This is a genomic window from Pseudomonas sp. Root562, assembly GCF_001427125.1.
In the GTDB taxonomy this organism is placed as follows: domain Bacteria; phylum Pseudomonadota; class Gammaproteobacteria; order Pseudomonadales; family Pseudomonadaceae; genus Aquipseudomonas.
Window position 1 is genome coordinate 206,491 of the sequence record NZ_LMGK01000023.1, and the last position, 19,021, is coordinate 225,511.

A 19,021-nucleotide genomic window follows, 5' to 3' on the forward strand; every position below is an offset into this window, starting at 1 on the left:
ACTCACCAGGCATTTCTCCACCATGTCAATCGTCCGAGGTGTCACTATGGAAGCCTCTATCAATGCCGTCCAGGCACTCAACGACAACCAGATCAGATACCTTTTTCTCAGCCACCAACTCGGTTCGATGCGTGCCGCGGCCGACCATCTTGGCATCGCTCCCTCCTCGGTCAGTCGCCAGATCAACCAGCTGGAGTCGACCCTGGGCATCGAATTGGTTGAATGTGGCACCCACCGGATCCGTCTGACTACGGCGGGACAGGCAGCGGTCAACTATTACCGCATTCGCGCCAGCGAGCATGAAGCGTTCCTAAACCATCTTAACGAACTGCGCAACGAGCAAATGGGCAAGACGATCATCGCCATTGGCGAAGGCATCTTCAGCGCACCGCTGATTGGTATGCTCGATGAGTTCTTCAAACAACATCCTGGCCAGCACACTGAAATCATCACTGCCCATACTTTGGAAGTGCAGCGGATCGTGACCGATGACCGCGCCCACATCGGCGTGTTGTTTTCACCCCACGCCAATGCACCGTTGTGCCGCCAGTTCGGTATCGCGCAACCGCTCAAGGCGATTGTCCACCCTGACCACCCTTTCGCGCGCCAGGCCAGTATCAGCCTGGAGCAATTGTCCACGGCCGATCTGGTCCTGCCGGGACAGGGTTATCGCGTCAGGGAATTGATTGATCAGGCCTGTCGAGGCAAGTCGTTCACCATCACATCGGCCATCACTGCCAACTCTCTGCAGGTGATGTTGGACCTGGTCCAGGCCAACAGAGCGATCACGTTGCTGGCCGAAGTACTGGTCACCGCCCAGCTCAAAGCCGGGCAGTTGGTCGCGGTAGCGGTGGATTGCCCGGAGATGGCGTCCACCGAACTGCAAATCGTGCGCCGTCGCGGTCGCAAACTCTCGGCCATCGACTTTGACCTGATGCGTCACCTGTCCCATGCGCTCAATCAATTGTTGCGCACCTGATGAGGCGAGCGCTGCCCGCGCAGTGAAAGTCCCGAGAGCCTTCCACTGCGCAGGTTCACTCACCAGAATCGCCACGTATACGACGTAGCCAGGCGGAACTCATCGTAGTCATTACCGTACTGCTGCTGGACATGAATGTTCTTGAAGTCGAAGGACAACCCTTGCAGCGGCCCGGACTGCACCACATAGGTCGCCCAGATATCACGCTCGGATTCGCGCCCATCCGCCAACCCCTGACCTCGATCGATATCCGTGCCCTTGATGTAGCGCGTGAGCAACGTAAGGCCGGGTAACCCTGCCGCCGCAAAGTCGTAGCCATAGCGGACCGACCAAGAGCGCTCACCCGCGTTCCAGAAACCCAGCCCCGCAAAGTTGGGCAGGAACGGTTGCGGAATATAGCCATTGATATTGGGGTAGCCGGTTTCGCCCAACATGCGCTCATAGGCCACACCAAACTGATGCCCGCTGTGGGACACGATCATCGACGCGCTGTAGGAGCGATTGTCGACCTCTCCTCCTCGCGCGTCGCCATCTTCGCTGTTATTGAAGTAGCCCAGTTCAGTCTTGAGCTTGTAGCCGGCACCCAGGTCTCCCGTGTGTTTGACGCCCGCGTAATGCTGGCGGTAAATGTCGTGCATCACGCCGTAGAAATACGTGGCCTCAAGGTTGGGGCGTAGCGCATAGGTCGCCCCGCCGAAATCCAGTCCCATGCTGTCATCCGAGTCGAGCGTTCCATTGCGATAGAACTGCTCATGATCGGAGGACTGGCGGGTCACCGCCGACCAGAAGCGGCCGCCGGTGAGCGTCAGGTTCTCCACTTCCCTGGACTCCAAGACGGCGCCCTGATAGATCGTGTCCAGTTGGCGGCTCGGATCGTTGGAGGCCACCGGCAGGAACGGTTTGTAATCGCCCACCTTCAGCTCAGTCTTCGAGTAGCGCATTTTCAAGGTAGCACCAGCACGGCTGTAGTCGTTGGCCGTCTTTTCCGTGACCGGGTTGTAGGGCAAGGATCCATCATTGCCGTGGGCATCCAGGCGCACCGCGTATTGGCCGTCCACGTCCAGTCCCACGGCAAGTGGGGTGTCGGTATAGCCGGACTTGAATTGCAGATCGAAGCCCTGGGACCAGTTGCCGATCTTCGGAAACGCGGGGTCCTTGTTGGTGAAGTTGCGATTGAGGTAAAGATTGCGCGCTGTCAGCGACAAGTGACTGTCGTCGATCACATCGGCGTACACGGCCCAAGGAAAGGCCAGGCCCAACAGGCTGGCATATTTCATGACGTGCAGGGAAGATCGTGACTGAAACATAAATGCATCCAGAATAAGTGCGTGGCACAGTGATCAGCAGAGCGTGCAAAGGTCGGCGGCAGCCAAACAGGCAGGGGTTGGCCTGACGCCGACGTTGTCATGTGATCGTTTATTGTTTTTTTTCAGGAGCAAGCAACGGATAAAGCGTTTGGTTCAGACGTCCAGTACCAGTCGTTTCGAGCGGGCACGGGAGCAGCACAGCAGCATTTGGTCGTTCGCGGATTTCTCCTCCTCGGTCAGATAAACGTCACGGTGATCAGGTTCACCTTCCAGCACATCGCAAACGCAGGTTCCACAAATGCCTTGTTCGCAGGACATTTCGATCTCGATTCCGACCTCCGCCAACGCCGCTACGATGCTCTGGTCCGCAGCTACGTTCAGCGTCTTGCCGGTGCGTGCGGCGACCACTTCAAACCCGGCACCGCTGGTATCGACTTCGGTCTGGAAATATTCGCGATGGATGTTTTCCTGGGCGAATCCCTGGTCAAGGGCGCTATCGATGATCCACTCCATGAATCCGGTCGGGCCACAGGTGTAGACATGCGTACCGGGTTTACCTTGACCCAGCGTTGCGCCCGCATCCCAGCGATCGCGAAGACGACCCTCACCGAAATGCTTGTGCACTCGATCGGCGAACGGCGCTTTGGACAACTCTTCGACAAACGCACTGTGGGCCTCCAGGCGACCGCAATAATGCAGCTCGAACGGGGCGCCTCGCGCTTGCAGATCGTAGGCCATGGCAATCATCGGTGTGATGCCGATACCCCCACCGATCAGAATCGAATATTCGGCATCGGCGCAGAGTGCAAACAGATTGCGCGGGCGGCTAATGCACAGTTCGCGCCCCTCCTCCAGCTGCTCGTGAACAGCAATCGAGCCGCCCCGGGAAGCTGGATCCTTGAGCACACCAATCCGGTAGATCGACGTCTGGCCGGGGTTGCCGCATAGCGAGTATTGGCGGATCAAACCACCGTCAAGGTGTAGGTCGACGTGAGACCCGGCCTCGAACGCCGGCAGTGGCGCGCTATCGCTGGCCTGCAGGTCAAGCACCAAAACGTCCCGACCTTGCATCTCGCGCTTGAGCACCCGCACTTTCAAAGATTGCTCGTTCATGGAAACCTCCATTCGATCAGAGGATGTAGCCGATACCGGCAAGGGTATCGTCGCTGTTGATCAGGCGGATCAGCTTGCGCTCGATCCTGAAGCTGTCGCCGTCTCGCACCAAGGTGTAGACGATGTCGGCGCTGTAGTGTTTGAGCGAGTCCTTGCGAAATTCGCGCAGGTTTTGTGCGCAACGCACCGTCACTCGCTCCGCGTCCTGCGCCAGGATGCGGAACGTCGATAGCGAACGTACGGTACGCGGCTGCGGGCTGGTGGAAATCGACTCGCCGCTGGTCAGCCGCTGAACCCTTAACGTGCGCATGTGATGATCGTCGTAGGCGTAATTGAGGCTGTTCTCGAAGTCCTCCTCACGCGGGTCGATCGGGATGATGTAGGTGCCTTTTTCGACCCAGAGATTGAGCCAGGCGGCGAACTCGCCGTGGTCGAGCATGTCGCCTTCCTGCCAGATGAAAGCGGTGACTTCTTGTAGTGTGTGCAGGTTCATCAGGATTCTCCGCCGGTTAAGCCGACATCATTTTTTTCCATTGCTGGTAGGCCGCTCGCATCCCGGTCTCGGCGCTCACGTCACTGACCAGACCGTCCTCGCTCGGCTTTTCCCCAGGCAGACCACGGTTGAGCATGATCCACAGATCCTCTCCGGCACTGGCGCCCTTCTGCACCCGCTCCCACGCTTCGGAATCGTCAGGCGTGCCGAACCCCATGGGCCCCTGGAAATGTTCGTGCAAGCGCAGGCGGTAGCGATTGGCTGTCGCAGGCCCACCGTCCATGGTGATCACTGAGTGATGAATTTCGGTTTCGGTCACGGAAATCGGTTGCAGTACCCGGAAGAACGCCATCGAGCAGGCGACATTCGGGAACAGGTTGAGGTTGAAGCCGGATCCACCGACAGCCCGCACGATACGGCGCACTTGCTGTTCGTCGATGCCTTCGTCGCGCAGCTCGGCTGCCAGACCTTCGAAGCGCTCGGGTACGGGGCGGTCCAGATCGGCTTCCAGATCCACCAGATCCGGAATCATCACCATCACGCTGTGGCCGTTACCGAGATCTTCGACATAGCCCGGGCCTTCTACGAAATCGAACAGCTTGAGCGTCTCTTCATCGACCGAGGACAGAAACGACTTGTGCACCAGCGGGAAGTGGTACGCGTCGGTGGTGTTTTCCAACTGAATTTTCCAGTTGCCGGGAAACCGGAAGCGATGCTCGCCCGGCACCTTGATCGGGTAGCCAGCACCCTGCTTCATGAACAGATCTATCCATTTTTTCGCCGGGCCGAGAAAGTCCGTCAACGGTTCGATGTCATCCTTGAACGTGGCGAACAGCATGCCGGCATACTCTTCGACCCGCAGGCTGACCAATGGCAACTCGCTCTTGTCCAAGCAGTCGCCATAGCTCTCGGGATGGGGCACGCCGCGAAGGGAACCATCCAGTGCATAGCTCCACCCGTGATACGGGCAAACGAAGCTGTTGGTTTTGCCTTTCTTGTGCTCGCAAACCGTGGCGCCACGATGACGGCAACGGTTGAGCAGAACGTGCACCTGTTTTTTGCGGTCACGGGCGACGATCACCGGTTGTTTACCGATGAAGGTGCTTTTGTAGCTGCCGGCTTCCGGGATTTCGCTTGCGTGCGCCACCCATACCCAGGTGCTGTAGAAGATTTTTTCGAGCTCGGCATCGAAGAGCTTGGGATCGGTATACAGCGAGGTGTGTACTCGGTCAGGCAGGACCAGATCCGCAGGACTTGCGTCCAGATTCACAACGTCGATCAGGTTGCTCACGGGAATATTCCTGTTGTTATTGGCTATTGCGTGTGATTGAAAATTAAGGGTTGTGGGCATCTGCAACAATCGCAGCCACAGGCGAACTTGTTGCGCAAAACGCAACAGGTGCGGTGGCTGCGCCGACAATTGAGCGGGCGAAAAAAAGCCCGGGGGTCAGCCGGGCAAATACTGAGCAAAGCAGTGATGGACCAAGACAACAGCTGCTCAAAGGCGAGCGCTCAATCCCGAAGCCATGGCGCAGAGTAGTTCATCGTCGTGTTTGCGGCCGATCAGTTGCAGGCCGGCCATGAGGGGCCCCTCGCCGCAGAGCACCGGCATGGTCAAGGCCGGATGGCCGGTGAGATTGAAGGGGCGCAAAAACCGGGTGAGATCCAGGACAGGGGCGCCGCCGATCACGTCCTCCAGCAATGGTGGCAGGCGCGGCAGGCTCGGCAGAACAAGGGCGTCGAATGACTCGAGCAGCGCGTCGACCTGCGAAGTGAAAGCGTTACGCACTTGCTCGGCCCGGACCTGTTGTTCTTTCGTGGTATCCGCCGCTCGAGCCAGCCGAGCCTCAACATCGGCGCCCAGCAAGCCTTTTCCGGTGTACTGACCAAAAGCCGCCCAGGTTTCGATGTTGATAACGGTCAGGGCTGCTTCGAAGGCAGTCGCCAGTCCATCCAGAGAAACCAGTTGCGATCGCCATCCGCTGCGCGCCAACGCCTTGTCGAGCGCTGCCTGTACCTGTGGTTCACAATCCACCTGCACCACACCGACGCGATAATCGGCTCGGGCTGACTGCGGTTTGAAGGTGCCATCCATTGCAGCCATGGCCGCGACAATAACGCCGATGTCTCTGGCCATTGGACCGACACAGTCCAGGCTCGTTGACACGGGCTGCACGCCTTGGCGGCTCAACCGGGCAAATGTCGGCTTGAGACCGAAAATTCCACAGCAGGCGGCCGGCATTCTTACCGAGCCTCCCGTGTCTGTGCCCAGGGCCAGGTCCGCCGCGCCTTGCGCGACCACGGCCGCCGAGCCGCTGGACGAACCGCCGACAATCCGGTCAGGAGCCATTGGATTGAGCGCTGTCCCTGCCCATTCATTGATACCTGTGACGCCGAATGCGAGCTCGTGCAGCACCGTTTTTCCGACAACCTGCCAGCCGCCGGTCAACAGCGCCTGCACCACTTCGGCATGATCCGTTGCCGGTACGCAATGCTCGAACGCACGGCTCCCCGCGCGAGTGGGCCAGCCGGCAACATCGATGGTGTCCTTGATGGCCACCGTCGGCCCAAGGCCGCCCAGCGTTTCTTTGATCACCCATCCGCTCATCAAAACCTCCTGCGCTCTGTGTCGTTAGCTTGTGACGGTAGCGACACGGTGCACCGGCCATCAATGACAGAGATGGAGACAGTCGTTGCCCTGGATGCAACAGCGTCGTCAAGCTTGGCGAGCGGTGTCCGTCTCAATCGGCAACAGGCGGCGGGCCACCCACAGGCCGGTGAAAAATCTCGCCAAGCGCGGCGTAGTACGGCCCTCCCATACGGGCCAATGGGCGCATTTTCACGCTGTCCACCCGGCTGCCGTCGTAGATATCCGCCGCCAGGTGATAGGCCACCACCTGACCAATGAACAGTGTGCTCATGCCCTCGCCCAAGACCAGGGCCTGATCCAGCCGGCACTCCATTTGCACTGGTGTACAAGCGATGCGCGGTGGCCGGATGCAGCGACTGGGCAGCAGTTCGATGCCCAGCTCTCGCACTTCACTGACCTCGGGCCCGTAGTCTTCGGCGCAGCGATGCATAAGGTCCATGGTTGCCTCAGTCGCGACGTTGATCACAAATTCGCGCGACTCGAGGATATTTTTCGCGGTGTCCTTGGGCTCGCCGTTGCGGTTCTCTATGTTGATTGCCAACAGCGTGGGGCTGGTTGCGACATAGTTATAGGAACTGAACGGAGCGGCATTCACGATGCCTTCGGCATTGATTGTGGTGACCCAGGCAACGGGCCTCGGCACCACGCATCCGACGATCAGTTTATGCGACGCCGCCGGGTCGAGGCCGACGCCATCAACATAGATGAAGGATTCCATGGCTCAAGCTCCTGACGAAATAGAAGGCCGAATTCGGGACGGGGTTTCGTTTAACGGCTGACCATAAAGACTGGTTGTGCTGAGCTTCAACGACAGCTTTTGTGAATCTCGTTGCGCTTATCGCACCGATAGCTAACCGTGCACCCCTTGCAGGCATCCTCGGGGTGACCTTACCGATCTTTTCTTCAGGCCTCGGCTGCTCTCGTGCCGCACCGCAATTAGGTAACCACCTATGATTAAAAAAGCACCCCAAACGCTCTATTGGCGTGCGAAGGATTTCGTGCAGGACTAGCTTCGCGCGGGTGGAGTTGTTTCGGGCGCTCTGCCCCATTTCGAATGGTGTTTCTCGACAGCCCGGTACGTTTGGCTATCTGATGCAGTGAGAGCTTGTCGCGGAAGTACATCCGCCGGATTTCCCCCCAAAGCTCATGATCACCCTGTGTTCTCCTGCTCGGAAAGTGAGCAGAAGCAGTTGAACACCTGGGTCAGTTTTCGGTCACCGGCTACACTTCTATAAATCGAGGCTTTCTTGACCGTAGGACGAGCTTGACCGTAGGACGAGCGTTTCAGTCGGTCGCGACAGGCAGAAATCGGCCAATTTCGGACGTTCAGAACAGGTCGCTTTTGGCCACTAGAGGTCATTTACTAGCGATACGGATGCGCCTCTGTTTGAAAGAGGAGTTCTTCTATGTTGAAGCTAGATTTCAGGAGCTCCCGAAGCTTTTGTTTAGCAGCTGTAAGCGCGTCTCGATGCTCACAAAGCCTGCACAAGAATGCCTTCGCTGAGTCGTGATCCTCCCAGGTGAGAACTATCTGGTGTGGCTCGTTCGTTTCAAGCCAAGTATCAGCCCAGTAGTATTTTTCACCAGCCGTTAATGCTACTGCGGCCTCGGCATACTTAGAATTCAACAGCTCCTCGCTTGTAGTTCTTTTTGGCATCTTGATGATGATCTGACTAGCAGTGTTAGTTCGATCCCAGGCAACTGTGTCTGACATCTCGCGAAGGAAATCGAACTTACTAACATATAAAGCGTCGCAACACGCCGCCAGAGCCGGGTCAACGATCTGTAGGCCCGCATGAAGCTCATGTCCAAGGTCAATGAACATGTTGCTGGCCAGTGCAACTTCATGCATGTGATTGTTCAAGGCATGCATAACCGCGACAGCTTCGCCAGTTTCTGTGCTGCGGAAGTCACTTGCAGTTTCGAGGATCGTTTCAGTCACGTCTTCAAGCGCCTGGAGCGAGTAGTAGAGCTTGGTTAATGAACGACACGCTTTTCGCCTGTCTTTGGGTGACAATTTCCCAATAGCCATTAATGATTTTCCAACGATGAATTCGACGACTTTGCCGATGATTATTTCTGCCGTGAGCATGTTATCTCCGAGGAAGACTCATGAGGGAGGGATCATAAATTGTAGACATTTAGATGACTGATTTTGGCCGATTTTTGCCTTTCGCCACCGTCAGCTATGGGTCGACTGCAGCCCTTCACAACAGGCATAAATCGGCCAGGAGCAGCCGGTCGTGACCGTCAGGCAACGGCCAGAATCGGACGTTCAATCCGAGGCAACTCAGATTGCTTTCGACGTACAGATAAGGATAACTGGAGCCTTGTCCTGTCTGGAGGTAACTGGCGATGGCTGATCTCGCAACTATCTTGACGTACGTAGCGGTAGTTATCGGTCTTTTTTTAATCCCGGGCCCCGCCGTGTTGCTGGTCATCACGAGAACCTTTCAAGGTGGTCGTAAAGTCGGTATTACCACAGGACTAGGCATTGCAACCGGTGACCTGATCCACACGTTGAGCGCAGCGTTAGGTTTATCGGCAATTCTGATGACTTCAGCGCTCGCGTTTGACGTCGTAAAGACGGTAGGCGCCTGTTATCTGATCTATCTGGGCATTCGCGCATTTTTTGCTGAATCAAGCAGCGGCACCCGAACCCCATTGGCCGGGATGCTAATTCGTTAGAAGCGATAATCTACACGTAGGCTGGCGCTGCGAGGCGCCCCGGGGTAGTTGGAGTTATCACTACCCGCCTTGGCAGAAACTAAATACTCACGGTTAAATAGGTTATCGACATTCAGCGTCACGTCGTAGTGCTCGTTTCGATATACGCCAGCCAATTCAGCCGTCGTGTACGAATCAAGCGACACCTTGTTGTTCGGTGAGGTAAAGCGCTCACCCTCATACCGTCCTCCACCTGCGACATTGAAGCCTCCGCCCAGCTCCTTCTTTAGCCAGACACTCGCGCTGATCTTGGGGGTCAGGGGGCTCGTGTTTCCTGCAATTTATTCGAACGGCGAATCAATCATTTCGCCATTCATACGGCTCAGCCTTCAAGTCGTTACACGTCAATTACCGCGGCGATGTCCTCGCGGGGAATGGTTTGTCCGGTGCCCTTGAAGGTGTGGGTGAGGTGACATTCTCCGTCATCCGAAAGCAGGTAGGCCCAAAGTGACGCACAGTAGTCCTCGATGTCAGTCGTTTTCCCTTTGAACTTGACTACGACAGGCTTCAGTCGCTCTTCTATAACACTGCGCAGGTCGACAAATCCGCCACTTCCGCAAAAGCTGCTAGACCATAGATCTTGGACTGCCTCTGGTACGCGGTATCGGATGCCGCTTTCACTGTCGCTTGCAGCAGTGAAGGTGTTCCACGCGTAAGGGCCCGTGCCCGCAGCTGTAGACCCTTCATACTCGCTGCGAAGCTTCACAATACCCTCAGCCCGCTGTTTTGCAGTTGGTCGTTTTTCGGGGGGTACCCACTCCATGATCTTATCCAAGAAGCGCCCCACGCCTTGGGAAGAACCCAACAACCCCTCGGCAAACCACGAGTCGCACCCCGCATAACTCGTCGAGTGGTAGTAATACGCGTGGGTGATGTCATCGCGCGGGTAGGCTTTTAGCAGGTGCCAAACAACTCCATGGAACTCCGGTCGCTTAATTTCAGAGTACACCTGTGCGATTTCCAGCACTGCCGGGGCTAGAAGCACTCGTTCGATCTCATCGGTAGAAACTGCGTAGATCTCAGCAAGAGAGCTAATGGCGTCGTGTCTGTTGTCACAGCTCGGGATAAAACTCATCTCAGGCTCCCAGCCTTACCTTTGCGATAGGGCCGGGAGGATATCAGGTTGGATATCGCCGGATAAGTCCCGCAAACCGACCTTCAAGCGTCGAGCCGTCCTCCAGCTCGTACTCCATGAGACCACCCTTGGATTGAATGTGGCCAGTGCAGCAGTCGCTTCTAAGCACACCGCCAGGATCAATCCCCGGTGGCAGCTGACCAATTGCGTTACTTGAGGTCTTAGCTGTAGCTAGCCTGTGGACGTCGCCTTTGTGAAGAAGTAGTCTCTCACGCCGCGAACTGCAACGGGAGACGCAGCTGTGATCGACGATCCGCTACCACAAGACTGGCGGGACCTTCAAAGTGGTGTGCAACGAATTTTCCGCAATGTTGGCTTAACCGCAGAGGTTGAGGTTGATCTCGATACGCCGCGGGGATCCGTAAATGTGGACGTGCTGGCTGTGGACGTTCGAAGTGTCGACAAGATCAAGTACATCGTGGAATGCAAGAATTGGGGAAGCGCCATTCCACAGGCCGTGGTGCACTCGTTCACTACTGTAATGCATGAAACGGGGGCAAACATCGGGTTCATCATCTCGAAGAATGGTCTCCAAAAGGGCGCCCAGCGCTACACGCAAAATACCAACATCGTCGGTATGACGTACCTAGAGTTCCAGCAGCGTTATTTTGAGGCGTGGTGGACCCGGTATTTCTGCCCACTCATCGGCGATACGGCTGATACCCCCCTCCAGTACGTAGAGCCGTGCAATGGCGTTCGAGATCGCGCTTACGATGCCTTGGGCCCGGAACAGAAGGAAAAGTTTGATCTCCTGTGCGCGCTGCACGCTGTCCCAGTGATGTCATTGTCTATGTATAATTATCGAGCCATGTCGCCAGTTTTGGGGGCGGACGTCTTACTAGGTTTGCCTAAAGATCTGGATGACTTTAAGAGCAGGGTGCTGAAGCTGATTACTCCTCACGTTAGGTGGCATTGCGATACGTTTCGCGGTCTTTTGGACGTTATCCTCAAGTACCTCAAAGACGTGGAAACCGCATTCGACGAGGTTTTTGGAGGGTCGATTTTTGAACCAAGGGCGCCCATCATCGGTGTGACACTCGATGGGCCACTTAGGGATGGATAACTGAAGTCCCGTTCCCTGGGAAATTGCACCTGACTTGACCAAGCGTTTGCATCGTACTTGACCTCTCAAGGCACGCAGTAATGGAGAGCTATAAAGCGATGTGGGCGGCAAAACCTGAGGCGTGCCATCAATGATGAAAATCCAGCCCCAGGTTCTGAGTGCTGACGTTTTATTGAACTCTTTCACCAAATGCTCACCGACAGCTTTGGGTCCAGGCTGTGTGAAAACGCGCTAAATACGTCGAAAACTGAGAGTCGCGAGGATTGCCTGTGGAATCAGCGGACGGAAGTGCGAATCATCTAAGTCAGCTACATAAACGTTCGTAATGCCGTTTGGGCCGCGTCAGCGGCCCAAATGGCTACTAACGGGCGAGCAAGCGGCTGGACTCACGCCCTGATCGCCTCAAGCAGTCCTGCGATGCCAAAGATGTTCATCATTCGCTTGAGGTTGTAGGCGAGCACATGAAGGCTCATTTCGGTACTTACTCTCGGAAGTGTCTTGGTCAGGAAGTGGGTGGCTCCCATCCAATATTTGAGCGTTCCAAAAGAATGCTCAACAGTCTGGCGGCGAACCTTCATCTTCCCCGGGTCATGCTCCAGCCGAACCTGCATCGCGTCGACTACCGCTTCATGTTCCCAGCGCTTCACCCGACGCTCCTTACCCGTCGTACATTGCTTTTGCATTGAGCAGGACTGGCAGCCTGAGAAGTAATAACAATGCAATAACATGCCGTCTTCCGTCGACGAATGTCGCCTGGTTAGTAACTGCCCCGCAGGGCATCGATACTCGTCCGACGCCGCAAGATAGATGAAATCCTGCTTGCCGAATCTGCCTTCCGCTTTGCTGCCAGATGTGAGGGGTTTCGGTACTAAGGTAGTGATGCCGGCTTGCTCGCAAGCAAGGATTTCCAGACCTTTGTAATAGCCTCGATCAGCCACCACCGTTAGCGATTCAGCTCCAATTTCTTCACGCGCTTGGTTCGCCATATTGCTCAGCTGCCCGCGATCATTGCCAACGTTGGTCACCTCATGGGCAATGATCAAATGGTGTTTGTCGTCGACAGCGGTTTGCACGTTGTAGCCAACCGTCCCGGTGCCTCGACCGCTCGTGGCCATTGAGCGTGCATCTGGGTCTGTGAGGGAAATCTGCTGGTCTGGACTTTCGTGGAGCTGCGCCTCGATTTCCTTGAGTTTCTGCATCTGCTTTTTCAGTGTTTCTATCTTTTCTTTAAGCCGCTCTGCTTTGGCCTCGGCCACTTCGGGTGTTGCCCGATCCGCCGAATCCATCGCCGCCAGATAGCGATCAATGCTCTGCTCGATCTGCTGCATGCGTGCCTTCACCTTGCCCTGAGTGAAGTTGCGGTCGCGATTATTGACGGCTTTGAATTTGCTGCCGTCGATGGCGATGATCGATTGGGAGAAGAGATTGAGGTTGCGACAAAGAACTACGTACTGGCGGCATACGCTGCGAATGGCTTTGCCGTTGTCCTTGCGAAAGTCGGCAATGGTTTTAAAGTCCGGGGCCAAACGCCCCGTGAGCCACATCAGCTCGACGTTGCGCTCAGCTTCACGCTCAAGCCGGCGACTGGACTGAATCCGATTGAGATAGCCGTAGATATAGATCTTCAGCAACACCGCTGGGTGATAGGCCGGACGACCCGTTGCGGCAGGATCGACGCCCTCAAAACCAAGTGCGCCCAAGTCGAGTTCATCGACGAAAACATCGACCACGCGCACTGGATTTTCTTCGACTACGTAATCGTCCAGACACTCTGGCAGCAGCGTCACTTGCGTCCGAGCCTCACCTTCAATAAATCGCTTCATGATCGCCCCCGATACGATCTAGACGATCAGAAGGTTAGACAATCACTGGCGTTTTCACACAGCCTGGGTCGTTTTCTGCCAGTCAGGGTCATCAAGTATGCTGGTCAAATTCGATGCAAATGAGTGGTCAGTTCGAACACAAACGGCAACGCCCCTAACTCAAGTCTGAAAATTCCCGACCGCTACATTGAGCGCACCGCTGAAATGCTTCAGTTCCAATGTCGACGCCTGCAGCGACAGACTCTGCCGCGAGCTTTCCTCTGCTACCTCGCGCACCCTCGTCATATCGTTGTTGACCTCATTCGCCACCATACTCTGTTGTTCATCCATGGCTTCGTAGGTGCCGGCTGATTCAATCGCTCATTAAATCCAACATTCAGGGTTTCAAGCGACTACAGCCGGTGAGGCTAGGTTCCTCGCGGCTTAGCCCTAGCAGTGGCTTCCGCGATCAAGGGGTCGTCAGGCCAAAAATGCTTGGGGTACCTCCCCTTCAGGTCTTTCTTCACCTCGTCGTACGTCGACTTCCAGAAATTTGCTAAATCCTGGGTAACTTGCACAGGGCGCCGCGCTGGCGATAACAAATGGAGCTTGAGTACCTGACGTCCGTTGGCAATGCGCGGTGTGTCTGCAAGGCCAAACAACTCTTGGAGTCTCACAGCCAATACGGGAGGCCGCTCGCTGTAGTCGATTCGAATGTTCGATCCAGAAGGCACCCCGATCATCTGAGGTGCTTGTGCCTCAAGTTGCTGCGGCAACGGCCACGGCAAGAGGGTGCGCAGAATTGATGGAAGATCGATCTGCCCAAAGTGGCTGAGCCTGGTTACCTTCGTAATGTAGGGGGTAAGCCACTCCCCTAGAGACTCCAGAAGTACTTGGTCACGAATATCTGGCCAATCACTTGTGCTCCCCTTCTCCAAATCCAGATCCCGTAGAAGCGCTACACGCGCTTGCCACTGGCGCAACTCTGGAGTCCAAGGCAAGAGTTCAATTCCCTTGCGCCGGATGTAATTGATCAACGCCTGGGCGCGAGCTTCGTCATCAAGGTTTGCCATAGGGGCAGAGGAAAGTACCAACTCCCCGACCTTCAGCTGCCGCTCCGCTCGAAGCACGCCTTCTCGCTCATCCCAGTCCAGCTCATCCACCTGACGGACTTGCTCCTTTAGAACGGAGTTGAACAGCTGTTCATCGAAGTCCGCCGCCAAATAAATGCGCTCTTCACGTTGGCCTTGGCGACTACCCAGATCAGCGATCACCAACCAAGAATGCTTCATCAGCACATCGCTTTCGGTAAACATGGCTGCACGGCCGTTGGCGAGACGGTACTCAGCACCACCAGCGCGACGTTGTTGAGCGACACGGTCGGGGTATGCGAGGGCCAATAGAGCTCCCACCCACCGTGGATGCTCAGGATCTATGACCGGGTTGGCAATGGGGTGGCGCAAATAAGATCGGTATTGCTTGGCAAGCTGCCTAGCACGTTGCGCACCGCCTTGCTCGGAACGCTCGGCACGCTGCTCTCCAGAGACAATTGCAAGGCGATTGTGGATATCTGCACCGGCACCACGCTGAATATCACGTTCCCCCAGTAGCGCGGCAATATCACACGCAAGCTGTCCAAGGCCCAAAGCATGACCTCGGAGAAGCAGGTGGGCTATGCGCGGATGCGCCGGCAACTCCGCCATAGCTTGTCCATGCTTTGTAAGCTTCCGATCCTCACCCAGAGCCCCCAAGCGAACGAGTAGGTCACAGGCTTGGGAATAGGCAGCTGCAGGCGGAACATCCAACCATTTCAGATCAGTAGGAAGGACACCCCATCTGGATAGTTGCAGAGCTAGTCCAGCGAGGTCAGCCTGCTGTAATTCAGGAGTACCGTAGGCTGGCAGTTGATCGTGCTGAACCTCCGACCAAAGCCGATAACAAACACCAGGTTCAAGACGACCCGCACGTCCCGCTCGTTGAGTCGCGCTCGCTTTCGATATCCGCTGCGTGTCCAATCTGGTCATTCCGCTACGCGGGTCGAATCGAGGCACGCGTTCGAGTCCCGAGTCGATAACTACTCGAACACCCTCGATAGTCACGCTGGTCTCAGCGATATTGGTAGCCAGCACAACCTTTCGCTTCCCTGCAGGAGGTGGATCAATCGCAGCTCGTTGTGCAGTCAGCTCGAGCTCTCCATGCAAAGGACACAGCAAAACGTCTTCTCGATCTCCCAGGCGATCTTTCAGAGACTGGTGTACTCGTCGTATTTCGGCCTGCCCAGGTAGAAACACCAAGAGACTTCCACCTTGTTCCTCCAAAGCATCCAAGCATGTCGAGACTACACGCTGATCAAGATAATCGCCTGATTGATACGGAGCTCCCCAGATCGTCGTAACCGGGTACATACGGCCTTCACTGGTGACGATAGGGGCATCGTCGAGTAATCGAGAGAGTCGCTCTCCCTCCAGCGTTGCGGACATTAGCAACACCTTAAGGGGGACATCGTCTCGCAGCATCTCGCGGCCATTGAGCGTCAGTGCCAAGGCCAAATCCGCATCAAGATTGCGAATATGGAACTCGTCGAAGATGACCAGACCCACGCTTTCAAGTGACGGATCCTCTTGTAACCTGCGAGCAAGAATCCCTTCGGTCACGACCTCGATACGCGTTTTCGGCCCTACTTTGCTGTCCAGGCGGATGCGGTAGCCTACGGTCTCACCGACTCTTTCACCAAGCTCACTCGCCATACGTTCCGCTGCTGCACGGGCAGCGAGACGTCGTGGTTCTAGCATGACGATTGTCTGCTCTTTCAGCCATTCCTCACCAAGGAGAGCAAGGGGCACTCGCGTGGTTTTACCTGCTCCAGGAGGCGCTTGCAGAACGACCTCATTACGATCATTCAAAGCGTTCAAAAGGGCCGGTAGGGCAGCATCGATTGGCAAAGTACTCATGTGGACTCCAAACTGTAGGGAGTCAGTATAAGGTGGTCAGGGAATACGATGCATGGGTGAGCCAGCGATCATGACTTGCGCCGAAGAGTGCAGCAGGTATATGAACTAACATTTCGGGGCGGATAACATTCTCCTTGCCCCTCCCTTTCATGAACTGAGTTCTATCTCCCAAGCCAGTAAATTTCAGCCTTGATAGTGACGACAGCGTTTTCTAGTGAACGATCCTATGGAACAAATCCCTTTCGATACTGACGATGGCAACACGATGTTCATTTGCCTCGAATGCATAGGGGATCCTATGCTCAAGGGATTCAAATCACTGCCCGAGTTCGAGGTCACCTGTACCGCGTGCAATTGCTTAACTCGGCAAGCTGTTACTCCCGCACGCATTGCGCGTTTCATACGCAAGCACCTACCGACACACTTTTCTGTCGACGATGGGCTCTACGATGGTTGTGAGATGTCGCTGGCAGAGGTGGTGAGTAGGGCCATTCGATGCGACAACTTACTCGCCTGCAAAGCCATCGCGCATAAAATGGTCAGCCCCCGCGCGCATGAAGACGACTTCTACTGGCAAGGTCAGGTGTATTGCGTGAAACGCAATCCCTTTGACGATGCAGAACATGAGCGCTGGTGGATTGTCGGTGACTGGCACGACATTGCTTATGAACTGAGCCATGAACGCCGGTTCTTCAGCGACAAAGCACGCAAGTTCTTTGAGTCACTCCTTCACGAGGCTTTGAGTGCAGAAAAACCTTGCAGCCCTGGAACACCAGCGGTTATCACAACGCTACTTTCAGGTACCGAGCTTTATCGTGCTCGAATCGCAGCCAATCCAACTGAGGTTCAGCATTTCAAAAGCAACCCTCTGGCAGAGTTGGGTGCACCGCCAATGGATCGCGCAAAAAACAATCGGATGAGCGCCGCAGGCTTTTCATGGATGTACGTGTCACAGGACACCACTACTTGCGTTCGTGAGGTGTTACCCAATCAGGGAGACATGGTCGTGGTGGGAGAGTTTGTGTCCACTACACCGCTGAGGGTCTTTGATCTCAATGCGCTGAGTCTTCGACTGAAGCATGCGCCATTAAGCTTGTTTAGCCCTGACTATGAACAGCGCAGCAACCACCGACAGCTGTTGAGGTATCTGCACGACGAGATTGCTCAGCCTATCGAACGCCCTGAAACCGACTACGTGATGACTCAAGCGTTTGCCGAATACATTCGTTGCTACGCGCCGCATCAGTTTGATGGCATCAGTTTTCGCTCTGTGCAGCATCCCGGCGGGATCAACTACGCGCTGTTCGCTAAAGACAATGCCGAGCGCGTGCGATCAGCTTACAGCCGTCCGGCATTCGATCTGGTGATAAGCAGCGATTCCGTGACACTGCAAATAGCAGAATGAGTCGGTGCACGGTACCGTTCAGCCTAGTTACGCCCTCGGACAAAAGCCGTCGCAATTTTAAGAGCTTCGGCGATCTAGAAGCCAGCTTCAATCAAGGCCCAATTTGCAAATTGGAGAGACTGAGCCTAGTGAAAACTGTGGTTTTTTGGCTTTAAATTTCACGCTCAATCAATGCCGAATTAGTCGTTCCCTTTCCGACGCACGCTGCCGCCCTCTAAGCTCACCTCTGGAGAAATACAATTCGCGAAATGGCACCTTTAATGAGGCACGCCCGTGAAGAACTGTACATAAACACAGCTCTTAAATTACTGCTCGCTAAATATGTCAGATCCAGCTAGACCTGCTAATGGCCCTTTGCTAATTTCCAAGTTAATCCAAGGCTACTGGATGAAAACAGGCGACTGATGCCCCGCATCAGGGTACTTTCGGAGGGTAACGATCAGCATCGCCTCCTGACGAGTTTCAAAAAGGCAGGCATGCATTGATTACGACACCACTCGGTAAATATACAGGGATAACCTGGGAAGCAGAATGTCAGCTCGTGTTCAAATTCAAGCACGGAGCAGATGGATATCAGCAAGTTCCCGCGTCTCCGGGTGATTATGGCATCGAAGGCTTTACTAAGCGCACTGGTTATGCCTTTCAATGTTACTGCCCTGAAAAGCAGTACCATCAAGATGAGCTATATGAAAACCAGAGAGACAAAATCAATAAAGATCTCGGCAAACTAAAGAAAAACACCGCAGAATTGCAGAAAATTCTCGGTGACACCAAAATTTCAACTTGGTGTTTCGTCACGCCCGAAATCAACAGAAACAAATTGCTCTCTTATGCTCAGACCAAGCAAGCAGAAGTAAGGGCCTGGGATTTACCGCATTTAAACAAAAATTTCACCATCCTACTGCACGATCATGAATTCTACGTGCAGGAGTTCAACACACTGAGAATATCAGCAGGCTTACCTCCATGCCTGGGCTCGCCAACAGAATCGTTGCCGAAAGTGAGCATGACTCTTGAGCCATTTGACGAAAACCTGGCCAGAAAATGTAGTTTACGGATGCCCGGAAAACCTGCCAGACAGGTGGAAAGCTTAGTAGCTCTCACCACAAAATCTTTTCTAGATCACGATACTTACTTTCAGTCGCTGTACGACCGTTCGCCTCAGACTTATGTAAATATTGCTCGCATCGTAAACGCCTTCGAGTTAGAAGTTCAAGAATGGGGGCTCACGTCAGATGCAACACCTGAGCAACTAACAGAACTGGTAAAGACCAGGCTGATGGATTTTTTGGTCACCGACCGCAATCTGAACATTGACAAGTCTACGGCAAGCGAGGTGGTGCGAAGAACCATTGCTCGTTGGCTTGCGATCTGTGAACTGGACTTCAACGAGTAA

The 19,021-nt window shown here is 55.1% G+C and carries 16 protein-coding genes; 5 read left to right on the plus strand and 11 right to left on the minus strand.

What is annotated here, in order from left to right:
- Positions 1–46 precede the first annotated feature (46 nt).
- A complete protein-coding gene (locus ASD60_RS20505) occupies positions 47–979 on the plus strand; it encodes a LysR family transcriptional regulator (RefSeq protein WP_082557633.1) in 933 nt (310 codons plus the stop codon).
- Positions 980–1,038: 59 nt separating this feature from the next.
- Here the strand turns inward: ASD60_RS20505 and ASD60_RS20510 are convergent, their stop codons facing one another.
- The 7 genes from ASD60_RS20510 to ASD60_RS20540 form a co-directional block, all read right to left on the minus strand.
- Positions 1,039–2,286 (minus strand): OprD family outer membrane porin, encoded by a 1,248-nt coding sequence (locus tag ASD60_RS20510; protein ID WP_056855762.1) that lies wholly within the window; start codon positions 2,284–2,286, stop codon positions 1,039–1,041.
- 153 nt (positions 2,287–2,439) lie between these two features.
- Entirely contained in the window at positions 2,440–3,399 is a 960-nt protein-coding gene (locus ASD60_RS20515) for a PDR/VanB family oxidoreductase (RefSeq protein WP_056855763.1), read from the minus strand.
- A gap of 16 nt (positions 3,400–3,415) precedes the next feature.
- The gene (locus ASD60_RS20520; protein ID WP_056855764.1) at positions 3,416–3,892 is read right to left on the minus strand and encodes an aromatic-ring-hydroxylating dioxygenase subunit beta; all 477 of its coding nucleotides are present in this window, start codon (positions 3,890–3,892) and stop codon (positions 3,416–3,418) included.
- Between the two features lie 16 nt (positions 3,893–3,908).
- The gene (locus ASD60_RS20525; protein ID WP_056855765.1) at positions 3,909–5,183 is read right to left on the minus strand and encodes an aromatic ring-hydroxylating oxygenase subunit alpha; all 1,275 of its coding nucleotides are present in this window, start codon (positions 5,181–5,183) and stop codon (positions 3,909–3,911) included.
- Between the two features lie 207 nt (positions 5,184–5,390).
- Positions 5,391–6,500 carry an amidase gene (locus ASD60_RS20530; RefSeq protein ID WP_056855766.1) on the minus strand — a complete coding sequence of 370 codons (1,110 nt, stop codon included), beginning with the start codon at positions 6,498–6,500 and terminating at the stop codon, positions 5,391–5,393.
- Between the two features lie 133 nt (positions 6,501–6,633).
- A complete protein-coding gene (locus ASD60_RS20535) occupies positions 6,634–7,260 on the minus strand; it encodes a flavin reductase family protein (protein ID WP_056855767.1) in 627 nt (208 codons plus the stop codon).
- Between the two features lie 645 nt (positions 7,261–7,905).
- Entirely contained in the window at positions 7,906–8,634 is a 729-nt protein-coding gene (locus ASD60_RS20540) for a hypothetical protein (protein ID WP_056855768.1), read from the minus strand.
- A 263-nt stretch (positions 8,635–8,897) separates the two neighbouring features.
- On the opposite strand from ASD60_RS20540, the gene ASD60_RS20545 reads away from it, so the two are divergent.
- Positions 8,898–9,230, plus strand: a complete 333-nt coding sequence (locus ASD60_RS20545) for a LysE family translocator (protein ID WP_236708494.1) — start codon at positions 8,898–8,900, stop codon at positions 9,228–9,230.
- 376 nt (positions 9,231–9,606) lie between these two features.
- On the opposite strand, the gene ASD60_RS20550 is transcribed toward ASD60_RS20545, so the two are convergent.
- Positions 9,607–10,344 carry a hypothetical protein gene (locus tag ASD60_RS20550; RefSeq protein ID WP_056855769.1) on the minus strand — a complete coding sequence of 246 codons (738 nt, stop codon included), beginning with the start codon at positions 10,342–10,344 and terminating at the stop codon, positions 9,607–9,609.
- Positions 10,345–10,645: 301 nt separating this feature from the next.
- Between ASD60_RS20550 and ASD60_RS20555 the strand changes: the two genes are divergently transcribed.
- The gene (locus tag ASD60_RS20555; protein WP_056855770.1) at positions 10,646–11,467 is read left to right on the plus strand and encodes a restriction endonuclease; all 822 of its coding nucleotides are present in this window, start codon (positions 10,646–10,648) and stop codon (positions 11,465–11,467) included.
- A 386-nt stretch (positions 11,468–11,853) separates the two neighbouring features.
- Here the strand turns inward: ASD60_RS20555 and ASD60_RS20560 are convergent, their stop codons facing one another.
- The 3 genes from ASD60_RS20560 to hrpB form a co-directional block, all read right to left on the minus strand.
- On the minus strand, positions 11,854–13,290 hold the full coding sequence (locus ASD60_RS20560) for an IS1182 family transposase (RefSeq protein WP_056855771.1): 1,437 nt from the start codon (positions 13,288–13,290) through the stop codon (positions 11,854–11,856).
- A gap of 159 nt (positions 13,291–13,449) precedes the next feature.
- Positions 13,450–13,620: a hypothetical protein gene (locus tag ASD60_RS28945; RefSeq protein ID WP_156386286.1), complete on the minus strand. Its 171-nt coding sequence runs from the start codon at positions 13,618–13,620 to the stop codon at positions 13,450–13,452.
- A 77-nt stretch (positions 13,621–13,697) separates the two neighbouring features.
- The gene (hrpB, locus tag ASD60_RS20565; protein ID WP_056855772.1) at positions 13,698–16,220 is read right to left on the minus strand and encodes an ATP-dependent helicase HrpB; all 2,523 of its coding nucleotides are present in this window, start codon (positions 16,218–16,220) and stop codon (positions 13,698–13,700) included.
- A 226-nt stretch (positions 16,221–16,446) separates the two neighbouring features.
- Between hrpB and ASD60_RS20570 the strand changes: the two genes are divergently transcribed.
- Both ASD60_RS20570 and ASD60_RS20575 read left to right on the plus strand, forming a co-directional pair.
- Positions 16,447–17,625, plus strand: a complete 1,179-nt coding sequence (locus tag ASD60_RS20570; RefSeq protein ID WP_056855773.1) for an RES family NAD+ phosphorylase — start codon at positions 16,447–16,449, stop codon at positions 17,623–17,625.
- A gap of 541 nt (positions 17,626–18,166) precedes the next feature.
- Positions 18,167–19,021, plus strand: a complete 855-nt coding sequence (locus tag ASD60_RS20575) for a hypothetical protein (RefSeq protein WP_236708495.1) — start codon at positions 18,167–18,169, stop codon at positions 19,019–19,021.